Here is a 25,291-nt window from a genome sequence, read left to right on the forward strand (position 1 = left end):
AGTGAATGTATGCCCCTGCGTGCTTTAGTGGCGGTGATAGTGACAACGGCAGTGATGCTGGTGCCCCGGGCGTGGGCGGATACGGCCTGGGAGCGCTATAAGGCCCGTTTTATGATGCCGGACGGCCGTATCATTGATACCGCCAATGGCAATGTGTCGCATACGGAAGGTCAGGGCTTTGCCATGCTCCTGGCGGTGGCGAATAACGATCGCCCGGCGTTCGACAAGCTGTGGCAGTGGACGGACAGCACCCTGCGCGATAAGTCTAACGGGCTGTTTTACTGGCGCTATAACCCGGTGGCGCCGGACCCTATCGCCGATAAAAACAACGCCTCTGATGGCGATACGCTGATCGCCTGGGCGCTGTTGCGTGCGCAAAAGCAGTGGCAGGACAAGCGCTACGCGATTGCCTCGGATGCCATCACCGCCTCCCTGCTGAAATATACGGTGGTGACCTTCGCCGGTCGTCAGGTGATGCTCCCGGGCGTGAAAGGGTTCAATCTCAACGACCATCTGAACCTTAATCCCTCCTATTTCATCTTCCCGGCCTGGCGCGCCTTCGCGGAGCGGACGCATCTGACCGCCTGGCGGACATTGCAGACCGACGGACAGGCGCTGCTGGGGCAGATGGGGTGGGGGAAATCACACCTGCCCAGCGACTGGGTGGCGCTGCGGGCGGATGGCAAGATGCTGCCAGCCAAAGAGTGGCCGCCGCGGATGAGTTTCGATGCGATTCGTATCCCGCTGTATCTCTCGTGGGCCGATCCGCAAAGCGCTTTGCTCGCGCCGTGGAAGGCCTGGATGCAGAGTTACCCGCGTCTGCAAACCCCGGCGTGGATCAACGTCAGCACCAACGAGGTGGCCCCCTGGTATATGGCCGGCGGTCTGCTGGCGGTGCGCGATCTGACGCTGGGTGAACCGCAGGAGGCGCCGCAGATTGACGACAAGGATGATTATTACTCTGCCAGCCTCAAGCAGTTGGTCTGGCTGGCGAAACAGGATCAGCGTTAGAGACGGTGATTGATTTGCCGCCTTCCCCGCCCGTAGGCATGCGGGTGGGGAAGGGAGAATGGGAACGTCTCACGATGTAAGGCCGCCAGTTTGGGCGGCCTTGTCGCTTATTGCGGATAAGGCACCCAGCTACCGCCATTCAGCTGGACATAAGGCTTGCCCTGATACTGGATGACGATGGCGTTGGCGTTTTCGGACACCGCTGCGCTCTGCGGCAGGTTTGCGACATACTGCTGCCAGTTGACGCTGTCCTCGCTGAACATTTTGCCGTCGAGGGCACGCACCACCAGCTCCGACACCGCCAGGTAACTGCTGGGCTGATCGATGATAATCGGCGCCCCTTCATGCGGCGCTTTCATGCCGAAGAATTTTACCGCCGTCGGGACGTTCGTGATCGACGGGCTCGGGATATCCCGCAGGCCAGAGACCTGCATCTTATCGCCCTTCAGCGCGCCGCCGTGTTCCGGCACCACCACCACCATCACTTTCCGCCCCGATTTCTCCAGCTCGGTGAAGAAGTTATCCAGGTCATCAAACAGCTTCTGCGCCCGCACTTTGTAGTCTGCGGTTTTGCTTTGCCCCGGGAAGTGATTGCCGTCATGCAGCGGCAAGGTGTTATAGAAGGTGGCGCTCCGCGGATTGCTGCTGGCCTCTTCGGTCTTCAGCCAGCGGTTGAGGACCGCCAGATCCTCATACACCGGGGAGCCGTCAAACGCCTGCAGGCTGACCGGCAACCCGGTCTGGTCCATCAGCGGGCTCTGCATGCCGCCCAGCGAACGCAGTTCTTTCAGGAAGTCGCCGAACAGACCGTTATGGCCGAGCATCAGCTGCTGGTTGAAGCCGAGTTTCGCCAGGTTTTCAAACAGGTAGCAATCGGCGCCGGACGGCTGATACAGGTTGGTATGCGACAGCTGGCCGCAGCTGGCGCGCAGCAGGCGCACCGCCGCCGGGCCGCTGTAGGAGGTCGCGGAGTTAAAGTTTTTGAAGACAATATCGAAATGCTTCCACAGCGGATGGTCCATCAGACCGGCGGCTTCAATATCCGACCAGGAGAGCGAGCAGATATTGATCACCAGCAGGTCAAACGGCTGGGCATCCGCCGGCAGCTGGTCCGGGAACGGCGTTTTGCGCTTCTGCTCGGCGGCATAGAAACCGTTCAGCCAGTTGGTGAGATTGGCTGACGTCGGCGGCTCGGTCTGCGGCGGAATATCGCTGCTGGCGGGGCTGGTCGCGGCGCCAGCGGCGGCGTTGGCCCCGGTATTGGCCGGCGCGGTCGTGGCGGCGGCCGTGGTGGGCTGACCGGCGGGCCACAGGGTAAAGGCCGGCAGCAGTGGGCTGACCGCCAGCCAGACGACCATCGCGGAGACAAACACAGTGACGCGCAGCCACTGACTGATAAACAGCCACAGGACCAGTAAAACAAAGAAGGCGCCGACCATGCTCCAGTTAATAAACCGGACGATCAGATCCCAGATATAGCTGGCGCTGAAGCCGGCGATTTGCGAACCCTGGCTAAGAAGCGTCTCCGGACCGGGCAGCCAGGTATCGTGCCAGAACAGCGCGAAGCCGAGCGGAATAGCGATCCAGTGGCGGATACGGTGTAGCTTTTCGCGCGGGATCGGCACCAGCAGAAAGGCGAGAAACACCAGGTTCAGCATCGGGTGGAAATTGAGATACCCGGCCCACAGCAGGGCAAATTTGACCAGAAAATATAAATTCCAGCCGCCAAGGCCGCGCCAGTACTGCCAGAGCGGAAGCGGTGTCGCGGTCGGTTTAGTGTTTGTCATTTGTTCGCTTTGCCTTGCTTAACCGTGGCTCCCCGGCGTAATACGCCTGCCGGTTTCACGTAACGGGGTTTAAAGAACATCAATCTTAACGTCGTGCGAATACGGCGCTGGTAATGGCGCGTCAGGTAACCCAGCGGGAAAAACAGCAGGGCGCAGAGCACCACCAGTTGCAGAATATCGGCGATAGACATCATCAGGCTTGTTCCTCGCGGGTGGTTAACCGGTGCGGCTCGGGGTAGCGTCGCCAGTGGCGTCCATCGTGGGTGGCGTTGATGGTTTCGTTTTTATCTATCGACAAGGGCAGCGGCGTGTTCCAGTGCGCGGGCTCGACGCCGCGCATGATCACGATTTCCGAGAGGATCTGCTTGTCTTCAAACCACACCATGCGGTTAGAAAAAATATCGCCGGTCGGCAGCGGGAAAATGTGGTTTAGCGCGGTATCGAGGTCATTGATCCGGCAAAACGACAAAAACAGCACCAGCCGGTTATTGCCGATGGTCATGATATCGCCCATCCGGTTGGGTTTGCATAACGTCAGCGCCTGCTCAACGCGCAGCCCTGGCGCCGGGCGCAGGGCCACCATTACGCCTTTGCTGTCGGCGGGCAGCAGGGTATTGGCCATCACGTTCTGTACCGCCTCGCAGAAAGCATCCCACTTCTGGTAGCCGCGCAGCTTTAACGGCTGGCTCCAGGTCAACAGCGTGGCGAAATCCTCCGGAATATGGCGGGAGAATTTTTGGTTCTGCACGCTTTCGATCAACGTCAGACAGCGGGAGAGCGACGCGCTGCTGGGGATCACCAGACTGGCGCCGCTGCTAAGCAGTAGCCGCTCATCTGTCGCGCGCAGGCTGGGCGTTTGTTCACGGACAATAATTTTCAGCGCCGTACCGCGCTGGCGACGCAGGGTATGAATATAGCGGCCCAGCTGTTCAATTTGCGTATTCTGGGTGATGGAGAAAAGTACCGTGGCCGCTTGTGCGGTGCGCCCGGCGTTGAAAACCTCGTCGTTGGTATCGAACAGGGTCCAGTATTCCGACAGCGGCGGGGCGCCTTCCAGCACGCGCATATTGCTGAGGATCACCTTCTCATCACTACGTGGCTGAACGTTGGTTTCCGTCTCCTGCGCCAGCCGCCAGCCGGCATCATCGTGTTGGACCATCAGCTGCTGCTGAGCGCTGATGCCTTTGTCGCTTCCCCACCAGGCAATATCAAAGAGATGCCGGTCGCCCTGGTAACGAATACTTGCCAGGCCGGAAAGGGAACGGTACTCGCGTAATAATGGGGTGAGCTGTCGATCGATATCCTGGGCGGAATTGATCGCCAGGAAAGCGCAACGGTGATATTGCGCCCAGCGGCTGGTCTTTTCCACCCACGCGCATAGCTTATCTTTATTTATATTTTGCCAGGTATTTTCAGCGCATAGCAGAATAAACAAGTAATTGCCAGGTTCGAGGGAGCAGACTAAATCACGATGTATTTCTTCCAGGGCTTCCGGACGATTCGGCAGGGTGAACAGCGCGATATTATCCGGGCCACCTTCATTATCTAATGAAATGATATTATTAGGTTTGTCTCCCATTACCAGCGCGGCGATCTTGCTGTTTTTCGCCTGCGCGGCCAGCGTCTGATTAAACAGACTGACGGCATCGGTATAACGGTCAACGTTGAGCCACCATACCCCACCGACCGGCATATGGCACACTTCATCCCATAATGATGAAATACCCAAAGTAAATACACTATCCACGGCATCCCTCGTGCGCCCTGATTGACACTGGATAAGTTTACTAGCGAAACCGGCAGAGTAAACCTAACATTGAAATTAAAGGTCATCAGTTTTAGCATGTACACCTGCTTTTAAGGATGCGCTGTATTCGTCCTCTGGTTTAATAATAAATTTCAAACGGACAGAGATATGCCAGCAAAAGATCCTGCAGTACCCACGGACGCCACGCTGGGGTACACCTTTCAAAATGATTTTCTGGCGCTAAGCCGGGCATTTTCCCTGCCGGATATTGATTATCATGATATTTCCCGGCGCGAGCAGCTGAATGCGGCGCTGAAGCGCTGGCCGTTACTGGCAGAGTTTGCAGAGAAAAAATAAGGAAGCCGGAGATGGCTATTCTGGGATTACAGGGCGTGCGCGGGGGGACTGGCGTCACGTCCATTACGGCTGCACTCGCCTGGGCGCTGCAATTGCTCGGTGAAACGGTGCTGGCGATCGACGCCAGCCCGGATAATATGCTGCGCTTTTTTTTCAATACCGATGTCCATCATCAGGACGGCTGGGCGCGGGCGCTGCTCGACGGCCGGGACTGGCGCGACGCGGGTCTGCGCTATACGCAACATATCGATCTGCTGCCGTTTGGCCAGCTCAGCGCCGGCGAAAGAGAAAATGCTGACCAGCTGCAGCCCGCGCTGGGGGCGATGGCGGAGGCTGTGCAGCAGCTGCAGAGTCAGTACCGCTGGCTGCTGCTGGATCTGCCGAACGGTTATTCGCCATTAACCCGCGAGCTGCTGACGCTATGCGATCGCACGCTGGTGGTGGTTCATCCCGACGCCAATAGCCATATCCGTCTACACCAGCAGCCCCTCCCGGCCAACAGCGACATTCTGATTAACGACCTGCGGGTCGGCAGCCAGCTGCAGGAAGATCTCTACCAGCTGTGGCTGGAGAGCCAGCCGCGCATCCTGCCGGTGACGATTCACCGCGACGAGGCGATGGCCGAGTGCCTGGCGGCGAAACAGCCTCTTGGGGAGTATCGTCAGGACTCCCTGGCGGCGGAAGAGGTGCTGACCCTGGCGAACTGGTGCCTGATCCACTATTCCGGCGGGAGGCCGGCATGATCCGCCTCAGCACGCTGCTGCTGGCTCCGCCGGTGGGGGAACGGCTGCGCGCGCGCTATGACGACTATCGGCAGCACGGGGCCTCCTGGCTTTCGGCGTCGCTTGGCTGTCTGTGGGCGTCGCTGGTCTGGGCGCTGATGCCGCTGGAGACGCCGCGCTGGCAGGCGATTCTGGCCCACCATGAAACCTATTTTCCCCATATTAATCCGCATCGCCCGCGTCCGCTGGATCCGCTGCGCTACCTGCTGCAATCCCTGTGGTTGCTGGCGACGCGCGTGCCGGAGCCGGAAAAAAAGGTCAACTGGCGCTCGCTGGCGGCCCTGGAAGGGGTGCACGGTCGCTATACGCAATGGCTGGAGAAACTGCCTGAACAGGTGAACGCCCGCACCGGCCATCTGGATAAACAGAAAGAGCTGGCGCACCTTAATCCGAAGCTGCGCCGGGCAATCCTTGGGGGGGTGACCTTCTGCTCGCTGGTGCTGGCGCTAATGTGTATTACGCAGCCCTTTAACCCGCTGTCGCAGTTTATCTTCCTGATGCTGCTGTGGGGCGTGGCGCTGCTGGTGCGGCGCATCCCGGGGCGTTTCTCGGCGCTGATGCTTATCGTGCTGTCGCTGACGGTGTCGTGCCGCTATATCTGGTGGCGCTACACCTCGACGCTGAACTGGAACGACCCGGTAAGCCTGGTGTGCGGGATCATTCTGCTGTTCGCAGAGACCTACGCCTGGGTGGTGCTGGTGCTGGGCTACTTCCAGGTGGTCTGGCCGCTGAACCGCCAGCCGGTGCCGCTGCCGGAGGATATGGATCTGTGGCCAACCGTGGACATCTTCGTCCCTACCTACAACGAAGATCTCAACGTGGTGAAAAACACCATTTACGCCTCGCAGGGCATCGACTGGCCGAAGGACAAGCTGAACATCTGGATCCTCGACGATGGTGGACGGGAAGCGTTTCGCCAGTTTGCCAAAGATGTCGGGGTGCACTATATCGCCCGTACCAGCCACGAGCACGCCAAGGCCGGTAACATCAACAATGCGCTGAAATACGCTAAAGGGGAGTTCGTCTCGATCTTTGACTGCGACCATGTGCCAACGCGCTCGTTTCTGCAGATGACCATGGGCTGGTTCCTGAAAGAGAAAGAGCTGGCGATGATGCAGACCCCGCACCACTTCTTCTCGCCCGATCCCTTTGAGCGCAACCTTGGCCGCTTTCGCAAAACGCCGAACGAAGGGACGTTGTTCTACGGCCTGGTGCAGGACGGGAACGATATGTGGGACGCCACCTTCTTCTGCGGCTCCTGCGCCGTTATCCGTCGCGGCCCGCTGGATGAGATTGGCGGGATAGCCGTCGAAACGGTAACCGAAGATGCCCATACCTCTCTGCGTCTGCACCGGCGGGGACACACCTCAGCCTATATGCGGATCCCGCAGGCGGCGGGGCTGGCGACGGAGAGTTTGTCCGCGCATATCGGCCAGCGCATCCGCTGGGCGCGCGGGATGGTGCAGATTTTCCGGCTCGATAACCCGCTGTTTGGCAAAGGCCTGAAGCTGGCGCAGCGCGTCTGCTACGCTAACGCCATGCTCCACTTCCTCTCCGGTATTCCGCGCCTCATCTTCCTCACGGCGCCGCTGGCCTTTTTGCTGCTCCATGCCTATATCATTTATGCGCCCGCGCTGATGATCGCGCTGTTCGTGCTGCCGCACATGATCCACGCCAGCCTGACCAACTCGAAGATTCAGGGCAAATACCGCCATTCGTTCTGGAGTGAAATCTACGAGACGGTGCTGGCCTGGTATATCGCGCCGCCCACCTTTGTGGCGCTGATTAACCCGCATAAAGGTAAGTTCAACGTCACCGCGAAGGGCGGGCTGGTGGAAGAAGAGTATGTCGACTGGGTGATCTCCCGGCCCTATATCTACCTTGTACTGCTCAATCTGGTCGGCGTCGCGGTGGGGATCTGGCGATTTATGTATGGCCCGGAAAACGAAATTCTCACCGTCTGGGTGAGTATTGTCTGGGTGTTCTACAACCTGATTATTCTTGGCGGCGCGGTGGCGGTCTCGGTCGAAAGCAAGCAGGTTCGCCGTTCGCATCGTGTCGAAATGAGCATGCCGGCGGCGATTGCCCGCGAAGATGGCCATCTGTTCTCCTGCACGGTTCACGACTATTCCGACGGCGGGCTGGGGATCAAAATTCACGGCGACGCGCAGGTGCTGGAAGGCCAGAACGCCAGGCTGTTGCTCAAACGGGGACAGCAGGAATATGCCTTCCCGGTAAGGGTCGCGCGGGTCAACGGCAGCGAGGTGGGGCTCCAGCTACTGCCGTTGACCAACCAACAGCATATCGATTTTGTGCAGTGTACGTTTGCCCGCGCTGATACGTGGGCGCTTTGGCAGGATAGCTTCCCGGAAGACAAGCCGATGGAAAGCCTGCTGGATATCCTCAAGCTGGGCTTCCGTGGCTATCGTCACCTGGCGGAGTTTTCGCCGCCGTCGGTGAAGGTGGTTTTCCGCGCGCTCACTTCGCTGGTGGCCTGGATAGTGTCGTTTGTACCCCGACGCCCTGAACGCGCCGCGCCGACGCTCTCCGCAGACCCGGCAATGGCTCAACAATGATGATAATGCGATGAAAAGAAAACTTTCCTGGATGTGTGCAGTAGCGGTGGGCATGTGCAGCTGGTATCCGCTGGCCTCTTATGCGGCGCCGGCCGTCGTGGCGAACGCCGCCCCTGGCGTTCAGCCGCAGGTAGCGACCCCGGGCGCGCCGATCGTGGTGGGCGAGCCAACGGCGGCCCTTGCCGAACCGACCGCCCCGGCGGCGGTGGCCGAGAACGTCCCGCAGCGGGAGGTGAAACTGACTTTTGCCACCATCGCGCCGCCGCCCGGCAGCATCGTGCTGCGCGGCTCACGGCCTGACGCGTCGGTCGAATTCGGCATGCGCAGCGATGAGCTGGTTGCCAACGCGCTGCTCAACCTGGAATACACCCCATCGCCTTCGCTGCTGCCCGTGCAGTCGCAGCTGAAAGTCTATCTCAACGATGAGCTGATGGGCGTCCTGCCCGTGACCAAAGAGCAGCTGGGGAAAAAGATCCGCGCGCAGTTGCCGATTGACCCGCTGTACATCACCGACTTCAACCGCGTACGGCTGGAGTTTGTCGGTCACTACCGCGATGTCTGCGAAAACCCCGCCAGCAGCACGCTGTGGCTGGACGTCGGGCGCGAAAGCTATCTGGATCTCACCTACCAGTCGCTGAAGGTGCATAACGATCTGTCACACTTCCCGGTGCCGTTCTACGATCCGCGCGATAACCGCCCGCTGACGCTACCGATGATTTTCCCGGGCTCGCCAGCGGTGGCCCAGCAGCAGGCGGCGGCGATTGTCGCCTCCTGGTTCGGCAGCAAGGCCGGCTGGCGCGGCCAGCAGTTCCCGGTCTATTTCAACGAACTGCCGGATCGTAACGCCATCGTCTTCGCCACCAACGACAAGCGCCCGGACTTCCTGCGCGATCATCCGCCGGTCAAGGCGCCGACCATCGAAATGATCGACAACCCGAACGATCCTTACGTCAAGCTGCTGGTAATTTTCGGCCGCGATGATAACGACCTGCTGCTGGCAGCGAAGGGGATTGCCCAGGGCAATATTCTGTTCCGCGGCAGCAGCGTCACCGTGGACGGCATCAAAACCCTGCAGCCGCGTCAGCCTTACGACGCACCGAACTGGGTGCGCACCGACCGCTCGGTCACCTTCGCTGAGCTGAAAACCTATGAGCAACAGCTGCAGTCCAGCGGGCTGGTGCCGGATGCCATCACCGTGGCGCTTAATCTGCCGCCGGATCTCTATCTGCTGCGGGCCAACGGCATCGATATGGATCTGAAATATCGCTACACCATGCCGCCGGTGAAGGACAGTTCGCGGATGGATATCAGCCTCAACGACCAGTTCCTGCAGTCGTTCAGCCTGAACAGCGCTCAGGACGTGAACAAACTGATCCTGCGCCTGCCGGTGCTGCAGGGGCTGCTGGACGGCAAATCAGAGGTCACCATCCCCGCGCTGCGTCTCGGGGCGGTCAACCAGCTGCGCTTTGACTTCCAGTACATGAACCCGATGCCGGGCGGCTCCATCGACAACTGTATTACCTTCCAGCCGGTGCAGAACCATGTGGTGATTGGCGACGATTCGACCATCGACTTCTCGAAGTATTATCACTTTATCGCCCTGCCGGACCTGCGCGTCTTTGCCAATGCGGGCTTCCCTTACAGCCGTATGGCCGACCTCTCCGACACGCTGGTGGTGGTGCCGAAAGCGCCGACCCAGGGCCAGGTGGCGACGCTGCTGCAGGCGCTGGGCGGTATCGGTTCGCAGACCGGTCTGGCGGCGATTAATCTGCAGATGACCGACGATGGCAACCAGATCAAGAACAAAGATGCGGATCTGCTGCTGATCGGCGCGATCCCGTCGTCCCTCAAGGACGACACCAAAATCAACCTGCTGGTCGAGGCGACCAAAAGCTGGGTGAAAATGCCGATGCGCCACTATGACCTGGCGAGCATTTATCCCGATGACGATGCCCGCACGCCCAATACCCGCACCGACATTACCTCTTCCGGGCCGATGGCGGCGGTGATTGGCTTCCAGTCGCCGTATAACGATCAGCGCAGCGTGGTGGCCCTGCTGGCCGACAGCCCGCGCGGTAATGAACTGCTGACCAACGCCCTCAACGACAGCGGTAAGCGGGCAGCAATGTTTGGCTCGGTAGCGGTGATCCGCGAGTCCGGCGTCAACAGTCTGCGGGTAGGGGATATCTACTACGTGGGTCATCTGCCCTGGTTCGAGCGCATCTGGTTCGCGCTCTCTAACCACCCGATACTGCTGGCGATCTTCGCCGCTATCAGTATTGTGCTGCTGGCGTGGGTGCTGTGGCGCATGCTGCGCATCATCAGTCGCCGCCGTCTTAGCCTGGATGATGAATAAACCATGATGAAAGTACTTTGTGGCGCGGTGCTCTCCGCGCTGCTGCTGGCGGCGGGCCCGGCGAGCGCCGCCTGCCAGTGGCCCGCCTGGGAGCAGTTTAAAAAAGCGTACGTCAGCCCTGAGGGACGGGTGATTGACCCCAGCGATGCGCGCAAAATCTCCACCTCGGAAGGACAGAGCTATGGCCTGTTTTTCGCCCTGGCCGCCAACGATCGCGCGGGGTTCGACAAACTGCTGACCTGGACGCAGAACAACCTGGCGGAAGGCGACCTGCGACAACATCTGCCGGGCTGGCTGTGGGGCAAAAAGGACGATGAGCAGTGGACCCTGCTGGACAGCAATTCGGCGTCCGACTCGGATCTGTGGATAGCCTGGGCGCTGCTGGAGGCGGGCCGCCTGTGGCAGCAGCCGCAGTACACCGAGACCGGAAAAGCGCTGCTGGCGCGGATTGTCGAGGAAGAGACGGTGGCGGTACCCGGCCTTGGCACGATGCTGCTGCCGGGAAAAGTCGGTTTTGCCGATGACAGCGGCTGGCGGTTTAACCCCAGCTATCTTCCGCCGCAGCTGGCCACCTACTTTGTGCGTTTTGGCGCGCCGTGGCCTGCCCTGCGCGACAGCAACCTGCGCCTGCTGCTGGAGACCGCGCCGAAAGGCTTTACCCCGGACTGGGTGCGCTATGAGAAAGGGAAAGGCTGGCAGCTGAAAACCGAAAAGCCGCTGATCGGCAGCTATGACGCGATTCGCGTCTACCTGTGGGTGGGCATGCTCCATGATGGCGATAAGCAGAAAGCGCGACTGCTGCAACGCTTCGCGCCGATGGCGGCGCAGACCACGGAGCAGGGGGTGCCCCCGGAGAAAGTGAATATCGCCACCGGCAAAACCAGCGGCCAGGGGCCCGTGGGCTTCTCCGCGGTGATGCTACCGTTTTTACAGGACGACGAGGCCCGGTCGGTGCAACGCCAGCGCGTCGCCGATAACTATCCCGGCGCGGATGCCTACTACAGCGCAGTTCTGACGCTGTTCGGCCAGGGTTGGGATCAACACCGTTTTCGTTTCACTGCGGGTGGCGAATTACAACCTGACTGGAACCAGGAATGCGCAAGCTCTCACTAAGTTTACTCACGCTGTCCCTCGGCGTGGCGCTGCTGCCGTTAGCGCAGGCGGCGACGACGCCTGCCCAGGAGCATCTGCTGGAGCAGGTCCGCCTTGGCGAGGCCAGTAATCGTGAAGACCTGGTGCGCCAGTCGCTGTACCGCCTGGAGCTGATTGATCCCAACAACCCGGATCTGATTGCCGCGCGGATGCGCTACCTGCTGCGTCAGGGGGATGCCGCCGGGGCGCAAAAAGAGCTGGAACGATTGACGAAGCTGGCGCCGGACTCCCCGGAGCTGAAGGCGTCGCGCAATGAGATGAAAAGCAACACCGGCGAGGGCCGGCAGGCGCTGCAGCAGGCGCGACTGCTGGGCGTGGCCGGGAAGGTCGATGAAGCCATCGCCGCCTATGAAAAACTGTACGGCGGGGTGCCGGATGACGTTGACGTCGCCATTGAATACTGGACGCTGGTGGCGCGCCTGCCCGCTCGCCATAGCGAAGGCGTCAGCCAGTTGAAAAAGCTGAACGCCAGCGCGCCGGGCAACGTCAGCCTGCTGACTTCGCTGGCGAAGCAGATGTTTGCCGATAACAAACCGCAGGAAGGGTTTGCCTATCTGGCGGAGATGGCCCGCTCGGCCTCAGGACGCGGCATCGCCGCCGACATGTGGTTCAGTGAAGTGAAAAGCATGCCGGTGAGCAAGGCCAGCGTGCAGGCGTTGCAGCAATTTCTCCTGCAGTTTCCCACCGGCTCGGTGGCGGCGAACGCCCGCGTTCTGCTCGACCAGCAGCAGGCGCAGCTGCAGGATCCGACCTTCCGCGCCCGCTCGGAAGGGCTGGCGGCGGTCAAGTCCGGGAATGCCTCGCAGGCGGTCGCGGATCTGCAGAAAGCCGTTCAGGCCGACAGCCGCGACAGCGATGCGGTGGGCGCCCTCGGCCAGGCCTATTCCCAGCGCGGCGATCGCGCGCGGGCAGTGGCGCAGCTCAATAAAGCGATTGCCATGGACCCCGACAGCCCGAACCGCGGCAAATGGGACAGCCTGCTACAAACCAACCGTTACTGGCTACTGATCAAGCAGGGGGATAACGCCCTGAAGGCCGGCCAGCTTTCGCAGGCGCAGCACTATTATGCCCAGGCGCAGCGGGTCGATCGCACCGACAGTTATGCCGTGCTGGGATTGGGGGACGTCGCGGCGGCGCGCAAAGAGTCGGCGGCGGCGGAGCGCTATTACCAGCAGGCGTTGCGCCTGGATCGCGGTAATAATCTGGCGGTGCGCGGTCTGGCCAACCTCTATCGCGCCGAATCGCCGGAGAAAGCCAGCGCCTGGATCGCCGGCCTCCCTCCCGCTCAGCGGCGGAGCATCGATGATATTGAGCGCAGTCTGACCAACGACCGGCTGGAGAAACAGGCGCAGGCCCTGGAAAGTCAGGGCAACTGGGCGCAGGCGGCGGAAGTCCAGCGTCGGCGCCTGGCGCTGGATCCGGACAGCGTGTGGATAACCTACCGTCTGGCGCGCGATCTGGTTAGCGCCGGTGAACGCCAGGAGGCCGACGCGCTGATGCGGGCGATGGTCAACCGCCAGCCGCAGGATGCTGAACGGGTCTACGCCTCGGGGCTCTACCTGTCGGGAAACGACCAGGACGATCTGGCCCTGGCGCAAATCGCCGCTCTGCCGCGCAGCGCGTGGACGGATAATATTCGTGAGCTCGAAGCGCGTTTGCAAAGCGACCGGGTGCTGCGCCAGGCCAACCAGCTGCGCGACAGCGGTAACGAAGCGCAGGCGATCGCCCTTATCCAACAGCAGCCCGACTCGGTGCGCTATGACCTGACGCTGGCCGACTGGGCGCAGCAGCGCGGCGACAGCCAGACGGCGATTGCCGACTATCAGCGGGTGCTGCGCCAGGAGGCCGACAACGGCGATGCGCGCCTCGGCCTTGCGGAAGTCTACCTGGCCGAGGGCGATAAACAGGCCGCCCGGGCGCAGGTCATGCAGTTGAAAGGCGCAGAGACCGAATCCATGAATATGCAGCGTCGGGTCGCGCTGGCGCGAGCCGGCCTTGGCGATACCGCTGATGCCCAACAGATTTTTAACCAGATTGTGCCGCAGGCGAAGGCGCAGCCGCCCTCGATGGAGAGCGCGTTGGTGCTGCGCGATGCCGCGCGCTTTGCCACCCAGACCGGGGCGCCGCAGCAGGCGCTGACGCACTACCGGGAGGCGATGGTGGCCTCCGGCATCGCCCCCGCGCAGCCGCAGAATAACGATACCTTTACGCGGCTGACGCGCAACGACAGCCAGGATGACTGGCTGAAGCGCGGGATCCGTAGCGATGCCGCCGATCTTTATCGCCAGCAGGATCTGAACGTCACCCTGGAACACGACTTCTGGGGTTCCAGCGGCACCGGCGGCTATTCCGACCTGAAGGCGCATACCACCATGCTGCAGGTGGATGCTCCGCTGGCGGATGGCCGGATGTTCTTTCGCACCGATCTGGTCAATATGGATGCCGGCAGCTTTTCCACCCACAGCGACGGGAGCTACTCGCCCAGCTGGGGCACCTGCGGGGAGATCGCCTGTACCAGCGGCAGTAAAAACCAGACCGACAGCGGGGCCAGCGTGGCGGTCGGCTGGAAGAATGACACCTGGAGCGGCGATATCGGCACCACCCCGATGGGCTTCAATGTCGTCGATGTGGTGGGGGGGCTGAGCTACAGCAGCGACGTCGGGCCGGTGGGGTACACGGTCAACGTCCACCGGCGCCCCATCTCCAGCTCGCTGCTCTCCTTTGGCGGGCAGAAAGACAGCAGCAGCCATACCGGCACCACCTGGGGCGGCGTCCGCGCCGACGGCGGCGGCCTGAGCCTCAGCTATGACCGGGGCGAAGCGCACGGCATCTGGTCCTCGCTGGGGGCCGATTCGCTGACCGGTAAAAACGTGGCGGATAACTGGCGCGTGCGCTGGATGACCGGGTACTACTACAAGGTCATCAACGAGAATAATCGTCGCGTCACCGTCGGCCTCAACAATATGATCTGGCACTACGACAAAGATCTCAGCGGTTACACCCTCGGCCAGGGCGGCTATTACAGCCCGCAGGAGTATCTCTCATTCGCCGTGCCGGTGACCTGGCGTCAGCGTACCGAGAACTGGTCCTGGGAGCTCGGCGGGTCGGTGTCATGGTCCCATTCGCGCACCCAGACGCAAGCCCGTTATCCGCTGCTGAACCTGATCCCGTCCGACTACCGCCAGCGCGCCAGCGAGCTGACGGAGGAGGGGAGCAGCAGCCAGGGATTCGGTTACACCGCCAGAGCGCTGGTGGAGCGGCGGGTGACCAGCAACTGGTTCGTCGGCGCCGCGGTCGATATTCAGCAGGCGAAGGATTACACCCCGAGCCATGCGCTGCTTTACGTCCGCTACTCGGCGGCCGGCTGGCAGGGGGATCTGGATATGCCGCCCCAGCCGCTGGTGCCCTACGCCGACTGGTAGCAGAATAGGCTGAATTACGTCACAGAGCGCCACTCCACGACGCGCTTCGCGTATACTCGTGAGGCATTGCCCACCGTCGGCCGCCGGGGCGATTTCCCCGGCGTCTGCGCCACCGCGCGGAAATATCCCGTCACTTCATCCCTCGCGGGCGTGGGCGAAGGATTTGAGTATATAATCAGCCTGAAACGACCGGCATTGAAGGATTGATACCGGGTATGCATTCAGTATCAGTGGAGAACACCGTTGCGCGTCAGCCGTTCACTTACAATCAAACAGATGGCGATGGTCGCGAGCGTGTCCATGGCCTTTGTATTGGTTTTTTGCACTATTTTGCTGTTTCACTTTGTGCAACAGAGTCGCTTTACCACGGCCACGCAGTTAGAAAGTATCGCGCGATCCGTTCGCGAACCGCTGTCTGCGGCTATTCTGAAAGCCGATATTCCGGAAGCGGAAGCCATTTTAAGCCGTATCCAGCCTGCTGGCATCGTCAGCCGGGCGGATGTGGTGTTGCCGAACCAGTTCCAGGCGCTGCGGATGCGATTTATCCCCGAGCGGCCGGTGCCGGTGACCGTCACCCGGCTGTTTGAGCTGCCGGTGCAGATTTCGCTGCCTATTTATTCACTGGAACGGCCGGCTAATCCCCAGCCGCTGGCCTATCTGGTGCTGCAGGCGGATTCATACCGCATGTATAAATTCGTCATGAGCGCCCTTGCTACGTTAGTGACGGCTTACTTACTTTTGGTGCTGATGCTGACGGTGGCGCTTACCTGGTGCATCAACCGGCTGATGGTGCGCCCCCTGCGGCGTATCGCCCGCGAGCTGAACGATCTCTCCCAGCAGGATCGTCTCGGCCATCAGCTAACGCTCCCGCGCCTGCACCATGACGACGAGATCGGTATGCTGGTGCGCAGCTATAACCGCAACCAGCAGAGCCTGGTGCGCCAGCATGATGAACTGTCCATCCAGTCGACCCGCTTCCCGGTCTCAGAGCTGCCGAATAAAGCCTTTTTGCTGGCGATGCTGGAGCAGACGGTGGCCCGCCCCCAGAGCGCCGCGCTAATCGTCGTCGCCTGCGAAACCCTGCAGGATGCCGCCGGGGTCCTCAAGGAGAGCCAGCGCGAAATGCTGCTCCTGACGCTGGTGGAGAAGCTGCGAGCCGCCATTCCGCCGCAAATGGTGCTGGCTCAGGTGAGCGGGTATGACTTCGCGATTCTCGCCGATGGCCTTGCCGAACCGTGGCAGGCGGTGACGTTAAGTAAGCAAGTGCTCACTATTATTAATGAGCGTTTGCCGCTGCATGGGCTGCAGCTGCGGCCCTACGCCAGCGTCGGGATCGCCATGTTCCACGCCGGGCTCAGCGCCGAGCAGTTTTACCGGCGCGCGGTGTCGGCTGCCGTCACCGCACGACGTAAAGGCAAAAACCAGATTGAGTTCTTCGATCCCGAGCAGATGGAAAAGGCTCAGCGCCGTCTGATGGAAGAGCACGACATTATGACCGCCCTCGACAACCAGCAGTTCGCTATCTGGCTGCAGCCGCAGGTGGCCTGCGCCAGCGGCGAGATCTGCGGCGCCGAAGTACTGCTGCGCCAGCGGCAGGCGGATGGCAGCTGGTCGCTACCACCGTCGCTGATTGAGCGCATTGAGTCCTGCGGGCTGATTATCCCGGTCGGCTACTGGGTGATGGAAGAGGCCTGCCGCCAGCTGGCGGCCTGGCAAAGCCAGGGGATTATGCTGCCGCTGTCGGTCAATGTTTCCCTGCTCCAGCTGCTGGAACACGACCGTGGCGAGGAGATGCTAAAGCTGATCGCCCGCTACCGTATCGCCCCTGGCACCCTCATCCTCGAGGTGACGGAGAGCTGCCGGATGGACGATCCGCAGGATGTGATGGCGCGGTTGCGACCGCTGCGCGAGGCCGGGGTACAGATTGCGCTGGATGATTTTGGCATGGGTTATGCCGGGTTGCACCAGCTGCAGCAGATGAAAGCTCTGCCGGTGGATATTCTGAAAATCGATAAAGTATTCATCGATATGCTGCCGGAGGATGTCAGCATGGTGCCGGCGATGATCCAGCTCGCGCGCGGCCTGTCGCTGCGTATCGTGGCGGAAGGGGTGGAGAACGACGCCCAGTACCGCTGGTTGCAAGCCGCGGGCGTCGAGGTGCTCCAGGGCCATCTGTTCGGTTGCGCTTTGCCGCTGGAGGCATTCAGCGCGCGCTATCTCTCCCCGGTTCGTGAGGATGAAAATTTGTAAATGTTTTGTTGACTTGTGCGAGTCAGCTCAAAGATTTTAACAATTGCGTTGCACTTTCGGCGTTAGTTATTTCTGAAATGTTTCCAGGGTGTTATTTTTAAGCCACAGACGTCAAATATCCCTTCTTGCTCTGTGGTTATTCCCAAAGGACACCCTATGAAAACCTCTATCTTTAAAAGCCTCTATGTCCAGGTTCTGACGGCCATAGCGATCGGTATTCTGCTGGGCCATTTTTACCCGGAACTGGGCGCGCAAATGAAACCCTTCGGCGACGCCTTCGTTAAGCTGATTAAAATGGTGATTGCTCCGGTTATCTTCTGTACCGTCGTGACGGGGATCGCCGGGATGGAAAGCATGAAAGCCGTCGGCCGTACCGGGGCGGTGGCGCTGCTCTATTTCGAAGTGGTCAGCACCATCGCGCTGATTATCGGTCTGATTATCGTCAACGTGGTGCAGCCTGGCGCCGGGATGAACGTCGACCCGTCAACGCTCGATGCGAAAGCGGTGGCGGTGTACGCTGAGCAGGCGAAAGACCAGGGGGTGGTGGCCTTTTTACTGGATGTGATCCCGGGCAGCGTCATTGGCGCCTTCGCCAGCGGCAACATTCTGCAGGTGCTGCTGTTCGCCGTCCTGTTTGGTTTTGCCCTGCACCGTCTGGGCAGCAAGGGCCAGCTGATTTTCAACGTCATTGAAAGCTTCTCCCAGGTTATCTTCGGCATCATCAATATGATCATGCGCCTGGCGCCGATTGGCGCCTTCGGGGCCATGGCCTTTACCATCGGTAAATATGGCGTCGGCACCCTGGTGCAGTTGGGGCAGCTGATCATCTGCTTCTACATCACCTGTATTCTGTTCGTGGTGGTGGTGCTGGGGAGTATCGCCCGGGCTACCGGCTTCAGCATCTTCAAATTTATCCGCTATATCCGTGAGGAGCTGCTGATTGTGCTGGGAACCTCCTCGTCAGAATCAGCGCTGCCGAGAATGCTCGACAAGATGGAGAAGCTGGGCTGCCGCAAATCGGTGGTGGGCCTCGTGATCCCGACCGGCTATTCGTTCAACCTCGATGGCACCTCCATCTACCTGACGATGGCCGCGGTCTTTATCGCCCAGGCGACCAACAGCCATATGGATATTTTCCATCAGATCACCCTGCTGGTGGTGCTGCTGCTCTCCTCGAAAGGGGCGGCGGGGGTGACCGGCAGCGGCTTCATCGTGCTGGCGGCGACCATCTCCGCCGTCGGGCATTTGCCGGTGGCGGGCCTGGCGCTGATCCTCGGTATCGACCGCTTTATGTCCGAAGCCCGTGCGCTGACCAACCTGGTGGGTAACGGCGTCGCTACGGTGGTGGTGGCTAAATGGGTCAAAGAACTCGATGCCAAACAGATGGATGATGTTCTGAATAACCGTGTTCCAGCGAACAAATCGCACGAATTATCCTCTTAAATCCTCCTCTTAGGCCCGTACTCCCTTGCTGGAGTACGGGCTCCTGCGCATAATTAGAGGTCATTTCCGCTTGGCGGAAATGACACGAAATGATTATTTTGCGTTGTCATGCGACATTTTCGTCTCCGTGTGGTCTAACCGACGTATTTCACTCTCACTTTTTTTCGGCAGCCCGTCAGTGGGGTGCTGTTGTAACCAGGAATGTTCATCAGGGGTTCACATGCAGGGCACAACAATTAAACTCTTAACGGGCGGTTTGCTGATGGTAGCGGCGGCCGGTTATGTGCAGGCAGAAGCGCTCCAGCCTGATCCGGCCTGGCAACAAGGGACCTTAGCGAATGGTTTGACGTGGCAGGTGCTGGCCACGCCGCAGCGTCCCAGCGACCGTATTGAAGTCCGTCTGTCCGTGAATATTGGCTCGCTGAGCGAAAGCACTCAGCAGAGTGGTTTCAGCCGCTTTGTTCCTCGCCTGGCGTTGACGCAAAGCGGCAGCCTGCCGACGATGCAGGCGCGCTCTTTATGGCAGCAGAGTATTGACCCGAAGCGTCCTCTGCCGCCGGCCATCGTCTCCTACGATTACACAATGTTTAATCTCAGTCTGCCCAATAACCGCAACGATCTGCTGAAAGAGGCGCTGAGCTGGCTGGCGGACGCCAGCGGTAAGCTGACCATTACGCCTGAATCGATCAATCATGCGCTGCAGGGCAGCGACATGGTGGCGACGTGGCCGCTGGATACCAAAGAGGGCTGGTGGCGCTACCGCCTGAAAGGGTCCACCATGCTGGGCCATGATCCTGCCGCGCCGCTGAAGCAGCCGATAGACGTGGCGCAGCTGAAAGACTTTTATCATAAATGGTACACCCCCGACGCCATGACGCTGATTGTGGTCGGTAACGTCGACAGCCGCAGCGTCGCTGAGCAAATCAGCAAAACCTTCGGCGATCTGAAGGGCAAGCGGGAAACGCCCGCGGCGGTGCCGACCTTATCGCCACTGCCTACCGTGCCGGTCAGCATCATGACCAGCGCGGTGCGTCAGGACAAACTGTCCATCATGTGGGATGCGCCCTGGCAGCCAATCCGCGACTCCGCGGCGCTGCAGCGCTACTGGCGCGACGACCTCGCCCGCGAAGCGCTGTTCTGGCACGTGCAGCAGAGCCTGAGCAAAAATAACGTGAAGGATATTGGTCTTGGCTTTGACTGCCGGGTGCTCTATCAGCGCGCGCAGTGCGCGATCAACATCGAATCGCCGGGCGAGCGTCTGAACAACAACCTGAGCGTGGTCTCGCGCGAGCTGGCGAAAGTGCGGGACAACGGCCTGCCGCAGGAGGAGTTTGACGCGCTTATCGCCCAGAAAAGCCTCGAGCTGCAGAGGCTGTTTGCCACCTATGCGCGCACTGACACCGATATTCTGATGAGCCAGCGCATGCGCTCCCTGCAGAATCAGGTGGTGGATATCGCGCCGGAGCAGTATCAGAAGCTGCGCCAGGAGTTCCTCAACTCCCTGACGGTAGACATGCTGAACCAGTACCTGCGTCAGCAGCTGTCCCAGGATATGGCGCTGGTGCTACAGCAGCCGAAAGGCGAACCGGAATACAACATGAAGGAGCTGCAGGCCACGTGGGAAAAACTGATGGCGCCGAATCCGGCGGCCGCGGCGGTCAGCGGCAGCGCTGATACAGTTGACGCCCACAGCGAGGCCAGCGACATCCCGCCAGGGCAGTAACTAACGCCTCTCCGGCGCGCCAGCGGCGGCCGGAGAGCGCTTCCTGCGGAGAATTACTGCGGCATCGCTTCCCGCGGGATGATCGCCCCGCGATACTGGATCACCGTGCTGGCGGTCAGGTGTCCGCGTTTGGCGGCGGATTCAGCATCGCCGCCGGTCAGGCGAACGGCCAGGTAGCCGGCGCTGAAGGAGTCTCCGGCGGCGGTGGTATCCACCACCTTCTCTTTGGCCAGCCTGACAGCCGGCACTTCCTGTAGCGGTTGCCCGCTAACCGAGACCAGGCAGGCATCCGCCCCGCGCTTCACCACCACCTCTTCCACGCCGGCGGCATGCGTGCGGGCGATCACCTCAGCAACCGGTTTTTCCCCCCACAGCGCGTCTTCATCATCGAGCGTCAGAAACGCGATATCGGTGCAGGCAAGCATCTCCTGATAGACCTGCTGCGTCTCCGCCTGGCTGGCCCACAGGCGTGGACGATAGTTGTTGTCGAAGATCACCTTGCCGCCGTTGGCGCGGCACTCACGCAGCAGCGTGAACAGCTTGTCGCGGCTGGCCGGGCTGAGAATGGCGAGACTGATGCCGCTCAGATAGAGATAGTCGAAAGTGGCCAGCTCTTCGCAAATCGCCGCCGCGCGATCGCTCTCCAGCCAGAACTTTGCCGCCGCCTCGTTGCGCCAGTAGTAGAAGGTGCGCTCGCCGGTGTCATCGGTTTCAATGTAATACAGCCCCGGCAGGCGGTCGGCCATCCGCTGGATAAGATCGGTGTTGACGTTTTCCTGCTGCCAGCTGTCGAGCATCTGCTGGCTGAACGCATCGGTTCCCAGCGCGGTGACATAGTGGACGCTCAGTGCGCTGGCATCGGTCTGCCGCGCGATATAGACCGAGGTGTTTAAGGTATCGCCGCCAAAGCCGCGGTTAACGGCCCCGTTCTTCTCTGACAGCTCAATCATGCATTCGCCAATAACGGCAATTTTTTTAGACATAGCCAGAACCTGCAATGGAATCGATATAAGCGCTAGTGTGCGCTGCGCTGTTTTGCTGGTCAATCATATTAAAACATCGTTCCATTATTTTTTTGACCTGACGCGCGTAATGTGACGAAAAGCGCATTTCCAGGATAAACGCCGCGTTTTGACTATATTCAGGACTGACGTGATGCAAAAGGAGCGGAGTAGGGATGAGCAGAACCCGTAAAACGTTGGTTATCATCACAGGAACGATACTGTTGCTGATCGTTCTCTTCTTTATCGTGCTGGCCACCTTTGACTGGAACCGGCTGAAGCCGACGATCAATCAGAAAGTGTCCGCCGAACTTAACCGACCGTTCGCCATCCGCGGCGATCTCGGCGTGGTCTGGGAGCGGCAGCCGGACGAGCGCGGCTGGCGCAGCTGGATCCCGTGGCCCCATGTGCACGCGGAAGATATCGTGCTGGGCAACCCGCCGGCCATCCCCCAGGTGACCATGATCCACCTGCCGCGGGTGGAGGCGACCCTCGCCCCGCTGGCGCTGCTGAGCAAAACGGTGTACCTGCCGTGGATCAAGCTGGAACAGCCCGACGTGCGGCTGATCCGCCTGGCGGAAGACAATAATAACTGGACCTTTCAGCTGGCTGGCGATCAGCGTACGTCGGGCGACAGCGCGCCCTCCAGCTGGTCCTTTCGCCTCGATAATATTCTCTTTGACCGCGGGACTATCGCCATTGATGACAAGATCACCCGCAGCGATATCACCATCCTTGTCGATCCCCTCGGCAAACCGCTGCCGTTCAGCGAAGTGACCGGCACGAAGGATCAGCATAGCGCGGCGAAAGTGGGCGATTACGTCTTTGGCCTGTCGCTGAAGGGCCGCTACAAGGACCAGCCGGTCACCGGTAACGGTAAAATCGGCGGCATGCTGGCCCTGCGCAGCGCAAGCACGCCTTTCCCGCTGCAGGGCGACTTCCACTCCGGCAACACCCGGGTGGCATTCAGCGGCACGGTCAGCGACCCGCTCAACGTCGGCGGTATTGACCTGCGGCTGAAATTCGCCGGCGACTCGCTGCGCGATCTCTACGACCTGACCGGTGTGCTGCTGCCGGAGACGCCATCGTTCTCTACCGATGGCCGCCTGCGCGCCGACTTTAAGCAGAAAAACCGCATGCGTTTTGACTACCAGGATTTTAATGGTCGGATCGGCGATAGCGACATTCATGGCTCCCTCACCTATACCACCGGCAAACCGCGGCCGAAACTCAGCGGCGATATGGAGTCGAAGCAGCTGCGGCTGGCGGATCTCGGGCCGTTAATCGGCGTCGATTCCGGCAAAGGGACGAAGAAAGGCGCTGCGCGCCAGGCGGGCGACCGACCGCAGCCGGCGGGTAAAGTGCTGCCGGCAGACCGTTTTGAAACCGATAAATGGCAGGTGATGGATGCCGATGTACGCTTTAAGGGCCGGAGAATTGAGCACGGCGGCACCCTGCCGATCAGCGATCTGTCGACCCATGTGATCCTGGAAGATGGCGACCTGCGCCTGCAGCCGGTGCGCTTTGGCCTGGCCAACGGGTCGATTGCCGGCAGCGTACACTTGCAGGGCGATAAAAAGCCGCTGCAGGGTGAGGCCAATCTGCAGGCGCGACGCCTGAAGCTGAAGGCGCTGATGCCGAACGTCGAGATGATGCAGAAAACCCTCGGCGAGATGAATGGCGATGTTCAGCTGCGCGGCAGCGGCAACTCGGTGGCGGCCCTGCTCGGCAACAGTAATGGCAACCTGAAACTGCTGATGAACGACGGCCTGATCAGTCGTAACCTGATGGAAATTCTCGGTCTTAACGTCGGCAACTACCTGATCGGCCAGATTTTTGGTGATGAGGAAGTTCGGGTGAACTGTGCGGCGGCCAATATCGACGTGACCAACGGCGTCGCCCGGCCGCAGATTTTTGCCTTCGATACGGAAAACGCGCTGATCAATGTGACCGGAACCGCCAGCTTCGCCTCCGAGCAGCTGGACCTGACCATCGATCCGGAAAGCAAAGGCTTCCGGGTGATCACCCTGCGTTCACCGCTGTATGTACGGGGCACCTTTAAATCGCCGCAGGCGGGAGTGAAGGCCGGGCCGCTGATTGTCCGCGGCGCGGTAGCGGCGGCGCTGGCGACCCTGGTGACGCCGGCTGCCGCGCTGCTGGCGCTGATCTCCCCGGCGGAGGGCGATAGCAACCAGTGCCGGACCATTTTGTCGCAGATGAAAAAGTAGGGGAGAGCCCTGACGCCAGCGGCGTCAGGGCGAAGGATCACAACGACTGGTGGCGGGTCTCGTGGGTCAGCAGCAGGGCGATCAGCGTCAGCGCCGCCATCGCCGCCAGATAGGTGCCGACCGCCGCCAGGCCGTAGTTGCCCTGCAGCCAGGCGGCAATGTACGGCGCGACCGAGGCGCCGAGAATCGACGACACGTTATAGGAGAACGACGCGCCGGTGTAGCGCACTTCCGTGGGGAACAGCTCCGGGAGCAGCGCGCCCATCGGGCCAAAAGTCAGTCCCATCAGGCTTAAGCCCAGCAGCAGGAAGGCGAAGACCAGCAGCGGGTTACCGGAACCCAGCAGCGGTTTAAAAGCAAACAGGGCGAACAAAATAATCATCGTGGTGATGACAATCATGCTCTTGCGACGGCCAAAGGCGTCCGCCAGCAGGCCGGCGACAGGCACCATCACGCCGAAGCCAATCACCGCCATCATCAGCATCCACAGCACTTCGTTACGCGGCAGGCCCAGGCCATTCGGCGCGGCGCCGGTGCTGAAGGTCATCGAGTAGACGGTCATGATGTAGAACAGGGTATAGGTTGCCAGCATGATGAAGGTGCCCAGCACCGTCACGCGGACGTGTTTGGTCAACAGGGTACCCAGCGGGATTTTGACCTGTTTTTTCGCCGCTGCCACTTTGGCGAAGACCGGCGTTTCGTGCAGCGAGACGCGAACGTACAGACCGATGATCACCAGCACCGCGGAGAAGATAAACGGCACGCGCCAGCCCCACTCCATAAACTGCTGATCGGTTAACAGCCAGGAGAGCAGCAGGAAGGTGCCGTTGGCGAAGAAGAAGCCGATCGGCGCGCCCAGCTGCGGGAAGGAGCCGTACAGGGCGCGCTTGCGCGCCGGGGCGTTTTCCGTTGCCAGCAGCGCTGCGCCGCCCCATTCCCCTCCGAGGCCAAGCCCCTGACCGAAGCGCGCCAGCGCCAGCAGCATCGGCGCGACAATGCCAATGCTTTCATAGCCGGGCAGCAGGCCGATCACCACGGTGGAGATCCCCATGGTTAACAGCGAGGCCACGAGAGTGACCTTGCGGCCGACGCGATCGCCAAAGTGACCAAACAGCGCGGAGCCGATCGGCCGGGCGACGAAGGCGATGGCGAAGGTGGCCAGCGACTGCAGGGTGGCCGCGGCGGCATCGCCCTGCGGGAAAAAGATATGCGGGAAGACGATGACCGCGGCAGTGGCATAGATGTAGAAGTCGAAAAACTCAATGGCGGTGCCAATGAGCGAGGCGACAACGACTTTGTTGCGTGAATTGACCGGGGCGGTTTCCTGCGAGTTTTCGAGTGTGGTGGCTGTGGCTTGCATAGATCTTTCTTATTTTTGCGCGAACGAAAAGCCATATAGCCACAGCCACAGGGACATTTCAATCTGTAACAAACGTGGAAAGTGGGCAAAAAACAG

At 60.6% G+C, this 25,291-nt stretch carries 16 protein-coding genes; 11 read left to right on the forward strand and 5 right to left on the reverse strand.

Annotated features, from left to right (window positions below; genetic code table 11):
• Positions 1-9: 9 nt before the first annotated feature.
• Positions 10-1,011, forward strand: a complete 1,002-nt coding sequence (locus tag R0140_RS01135; protein WP_012967086.1) for a glycosyl hydrolase family 8 — start codon at positions 10-12, stop codon at positions 1,009-1,011.
• Between the two features lie 107 nt (positions 1,012-1,118).
• Here R0140_RS01135 and bcsG read toward each other — a convergent pair whose 3' ends face one another.
• Genes bcsG through bcsE form a run of 3 tightly spaced genes read right to left on the reverse strand, consistent with a single transcriptional unit; the run spans position 1,119 to position 4,545 of the window.
• Positions 1,119-2,798 (reverse strand): cellulose biosynthesis protein BcsG, encoded by a 1,680-nt coding sequence (bcsG, locus tag R0140_RS01140; RefSeq protein ID WP_032740318.1) that lies wholly within the window; start codon positions 2,796-2,798, stop codon positions 1,119-1,121.
• Entirely contained in the window at positions 2,795-2,992 is a 198-nt protein-coding gene (bcsF, locus tag R0140_RS01145; protein WP_008806912.1) for a cellulose biosynthesis protein BcsF, read from the reverse strand. Before bcsF ends, bcsG begins: the two co-directional genes overlap by 4 nt.
• Positions 2,992-4,545, reverse strand: a complete 1,554-nt coding sequence (bcsE, locus tag R0140_RS01150) for a cellulose biosynthesis protein BcsE (protein WP_032740317.1) — start codon at positions 4,543-4,545, stop codon at positions 2,992-2,994. Before bcsE ends, bcsF begins: the two co-directional genes overlap by 1 nt.
• A gap of 168 nt (positions 4,546-4,713) precedes the next feature.
• On the opposite strand from bcsE, the gene bcsR reads away from it, so the two are divergent.
• From bcsR to R0140_RS01195, 9 genes are all read left to right on the forward strand, one after another.
• Complete coding sequence (gene bcsR / locus R0140_RS01155) at positions 4,714-4,902, forward strand: cellulose biosynthesis protein BcsR (protein ID WP_002921513.1); 189 nt, start codon at positions 4,714-4,716, stop codon at positions 4,900-4,902.
• A gap of 11 nt (positions 4,903-4,913) precedes the next feature.
• Positions 4,914-5,645: a cellulose biosynthesis protein BcsQ gene (gene bcsQ, locus R0140_RS01160; protein WP_022064695.1), complete on the forward strand. Its 732-nt coding sequence runs from the start codon at positions 4,914-4,916 to the stop codon at positions 5,643-5,645.
• Entirely contained in the window at positions 5,642-8,260 is a 2,619-nt protein-coding gene (gene bcsA / locus R0140_RS01165; RefSeq protein ID WP_012540356.1) for a UDP-forming cellulose synthase catalytic subunit, read from the forward strand. Before bcsQ ends, bcsA begins: the two co-directional genes overlap by 4 nt.
• A gap of 10 nt (positions 8,261-8,270) precedes the next feature.
• Positions 8,271-10,616, forward strand: a complete 2,346-nt coding sequence (gene bcsB / locus R0140_RS01170; protein WP_008806916.1) for a cellulose biosynthesis cyclic di-GMP-binding regulatory protein BcsB — start codon at positions 8,271-8,273, stop codon at positions 10,614-10,616.
• A gap of 3 nt (positions 10,617-10,619) precedes the next feature.
• A complete protein-coding gene (gene bcsZ, locus R0140_RS01175) occupies positions 10,620-11,729 on the forward strand; it encodes a cellulose synthase complex periplasmic endoglucanase BcsZ (RefSeq protein ID WP_032740312.1) in 1,110 nt (369 codons plus the stop codon).
• Positions 11,711-15,190, forward strand: coding sequence for a cellulose synthase complex outer membrane protein BcsC (gene bcsC, locus R0140_RS01180; RefSeq protein ID WP_032740311.1), 3,480 nt, complete (start codon positions 11,711-11,713; stop codon positions 15,188-15,190). Before bcsZ ends, bcsC begins: the two co-directional genes overlap by 19 nt.
• Positions 15,191-15,433: 243 nt before the next feature.
• Positions 15,434-17,440 carry a biofilm formation regulator HmsP gene (hmsP, locus tag R0140_RS01185; protein WP_016161933.1) on the forward strand — a complete coding sequence of 669 codons (2,007 nt, stop codon included), beginning with the start codon at positions 15,434-15,436 and terminating at the stop codon, positions 17,438-17,440.
• Positions 17,441-17,596: 156 nt separating this feature from the next.
• Complete coding sequence (locus tag R0140_RS01190) at positions 17,597-18,883, forward strand: dicarboxylate/amino acid:cation symporter (RefSeq protein ID WP_008806920.1); 1,287 nt, start codon at positions 17,597-17,599, stop codon at positions 18,881-18,883.
• A gap of 220 nt (positions 18,884-19,103) precedes the next feature.
• On the forward strand, positions 19,104-20,606 hold the full coding sequence (locus R0140_RS01195; protein WP_008806921.1) for a M16 family metallopeptidase: 1,503 nt from the start codon (positions 19,104-19,106) through the stop codon (positions 20,604-20,606).
• Positions 20,607-20,659: 53 nt separating this feature from the next.
• On the opposite strand, the gene R0140_RS01200 is transcribed toward R0140_RS01195, so the two are convergent.
• Positions 20,660-21,589 (reverse strand): 2-dehydro-3-deoxygluconokinase, encoded by a 930-nt coding sequence (locus R0140_RS01200; RefSeq protein WP_012967094.1) that lies wholly within the window; start codon positions 21,587-21,589, stop codon positions 20,660-20,662.
• A 194-nt stretch (positions 21,590-21,783) separates the two neighbouring features.
• On the opposite strand from R0140_RS01200, the gene R0140_RS01205 reads away from it, so the two are divergent.
• Positions 21,784-23,835, forward strand: a complete 2,052-nt coding sequence (locus R0140_RS01205) for an AsmA family protein (protein WP_023340806.1) — start codon at positions 21,784-21,786, stop codon at positions 23,833-23,835.
• Between the two features lie 37 nt (positions 23,836-23,872).
• Here the strand turns inward: R0140_RS01205 and R0140_RS01210 are convergent, their stop codons facing one another.
• Entirely contained in the window at positions 23,873-25,195 is a 1,323-nt protein-coding gene (locus R0140_RS01210) for an MFS transporter (RefSeq protein WP_012967096.1), read from the reverse strand.
• Positions 25,196-25,291: the final 96 nt, after the last annotated feature.

This window comes from Klebsiella sp. w6 (assembly GCF_033100215.1).
In the GTDB taxonomy this organism is placed as follows: Bacteria; Pseudomonadota; Gammaproteobacteria; order Enterobacterales; family Enterobacteriaceae; genus Klebsiella; species Klebsiella variicola.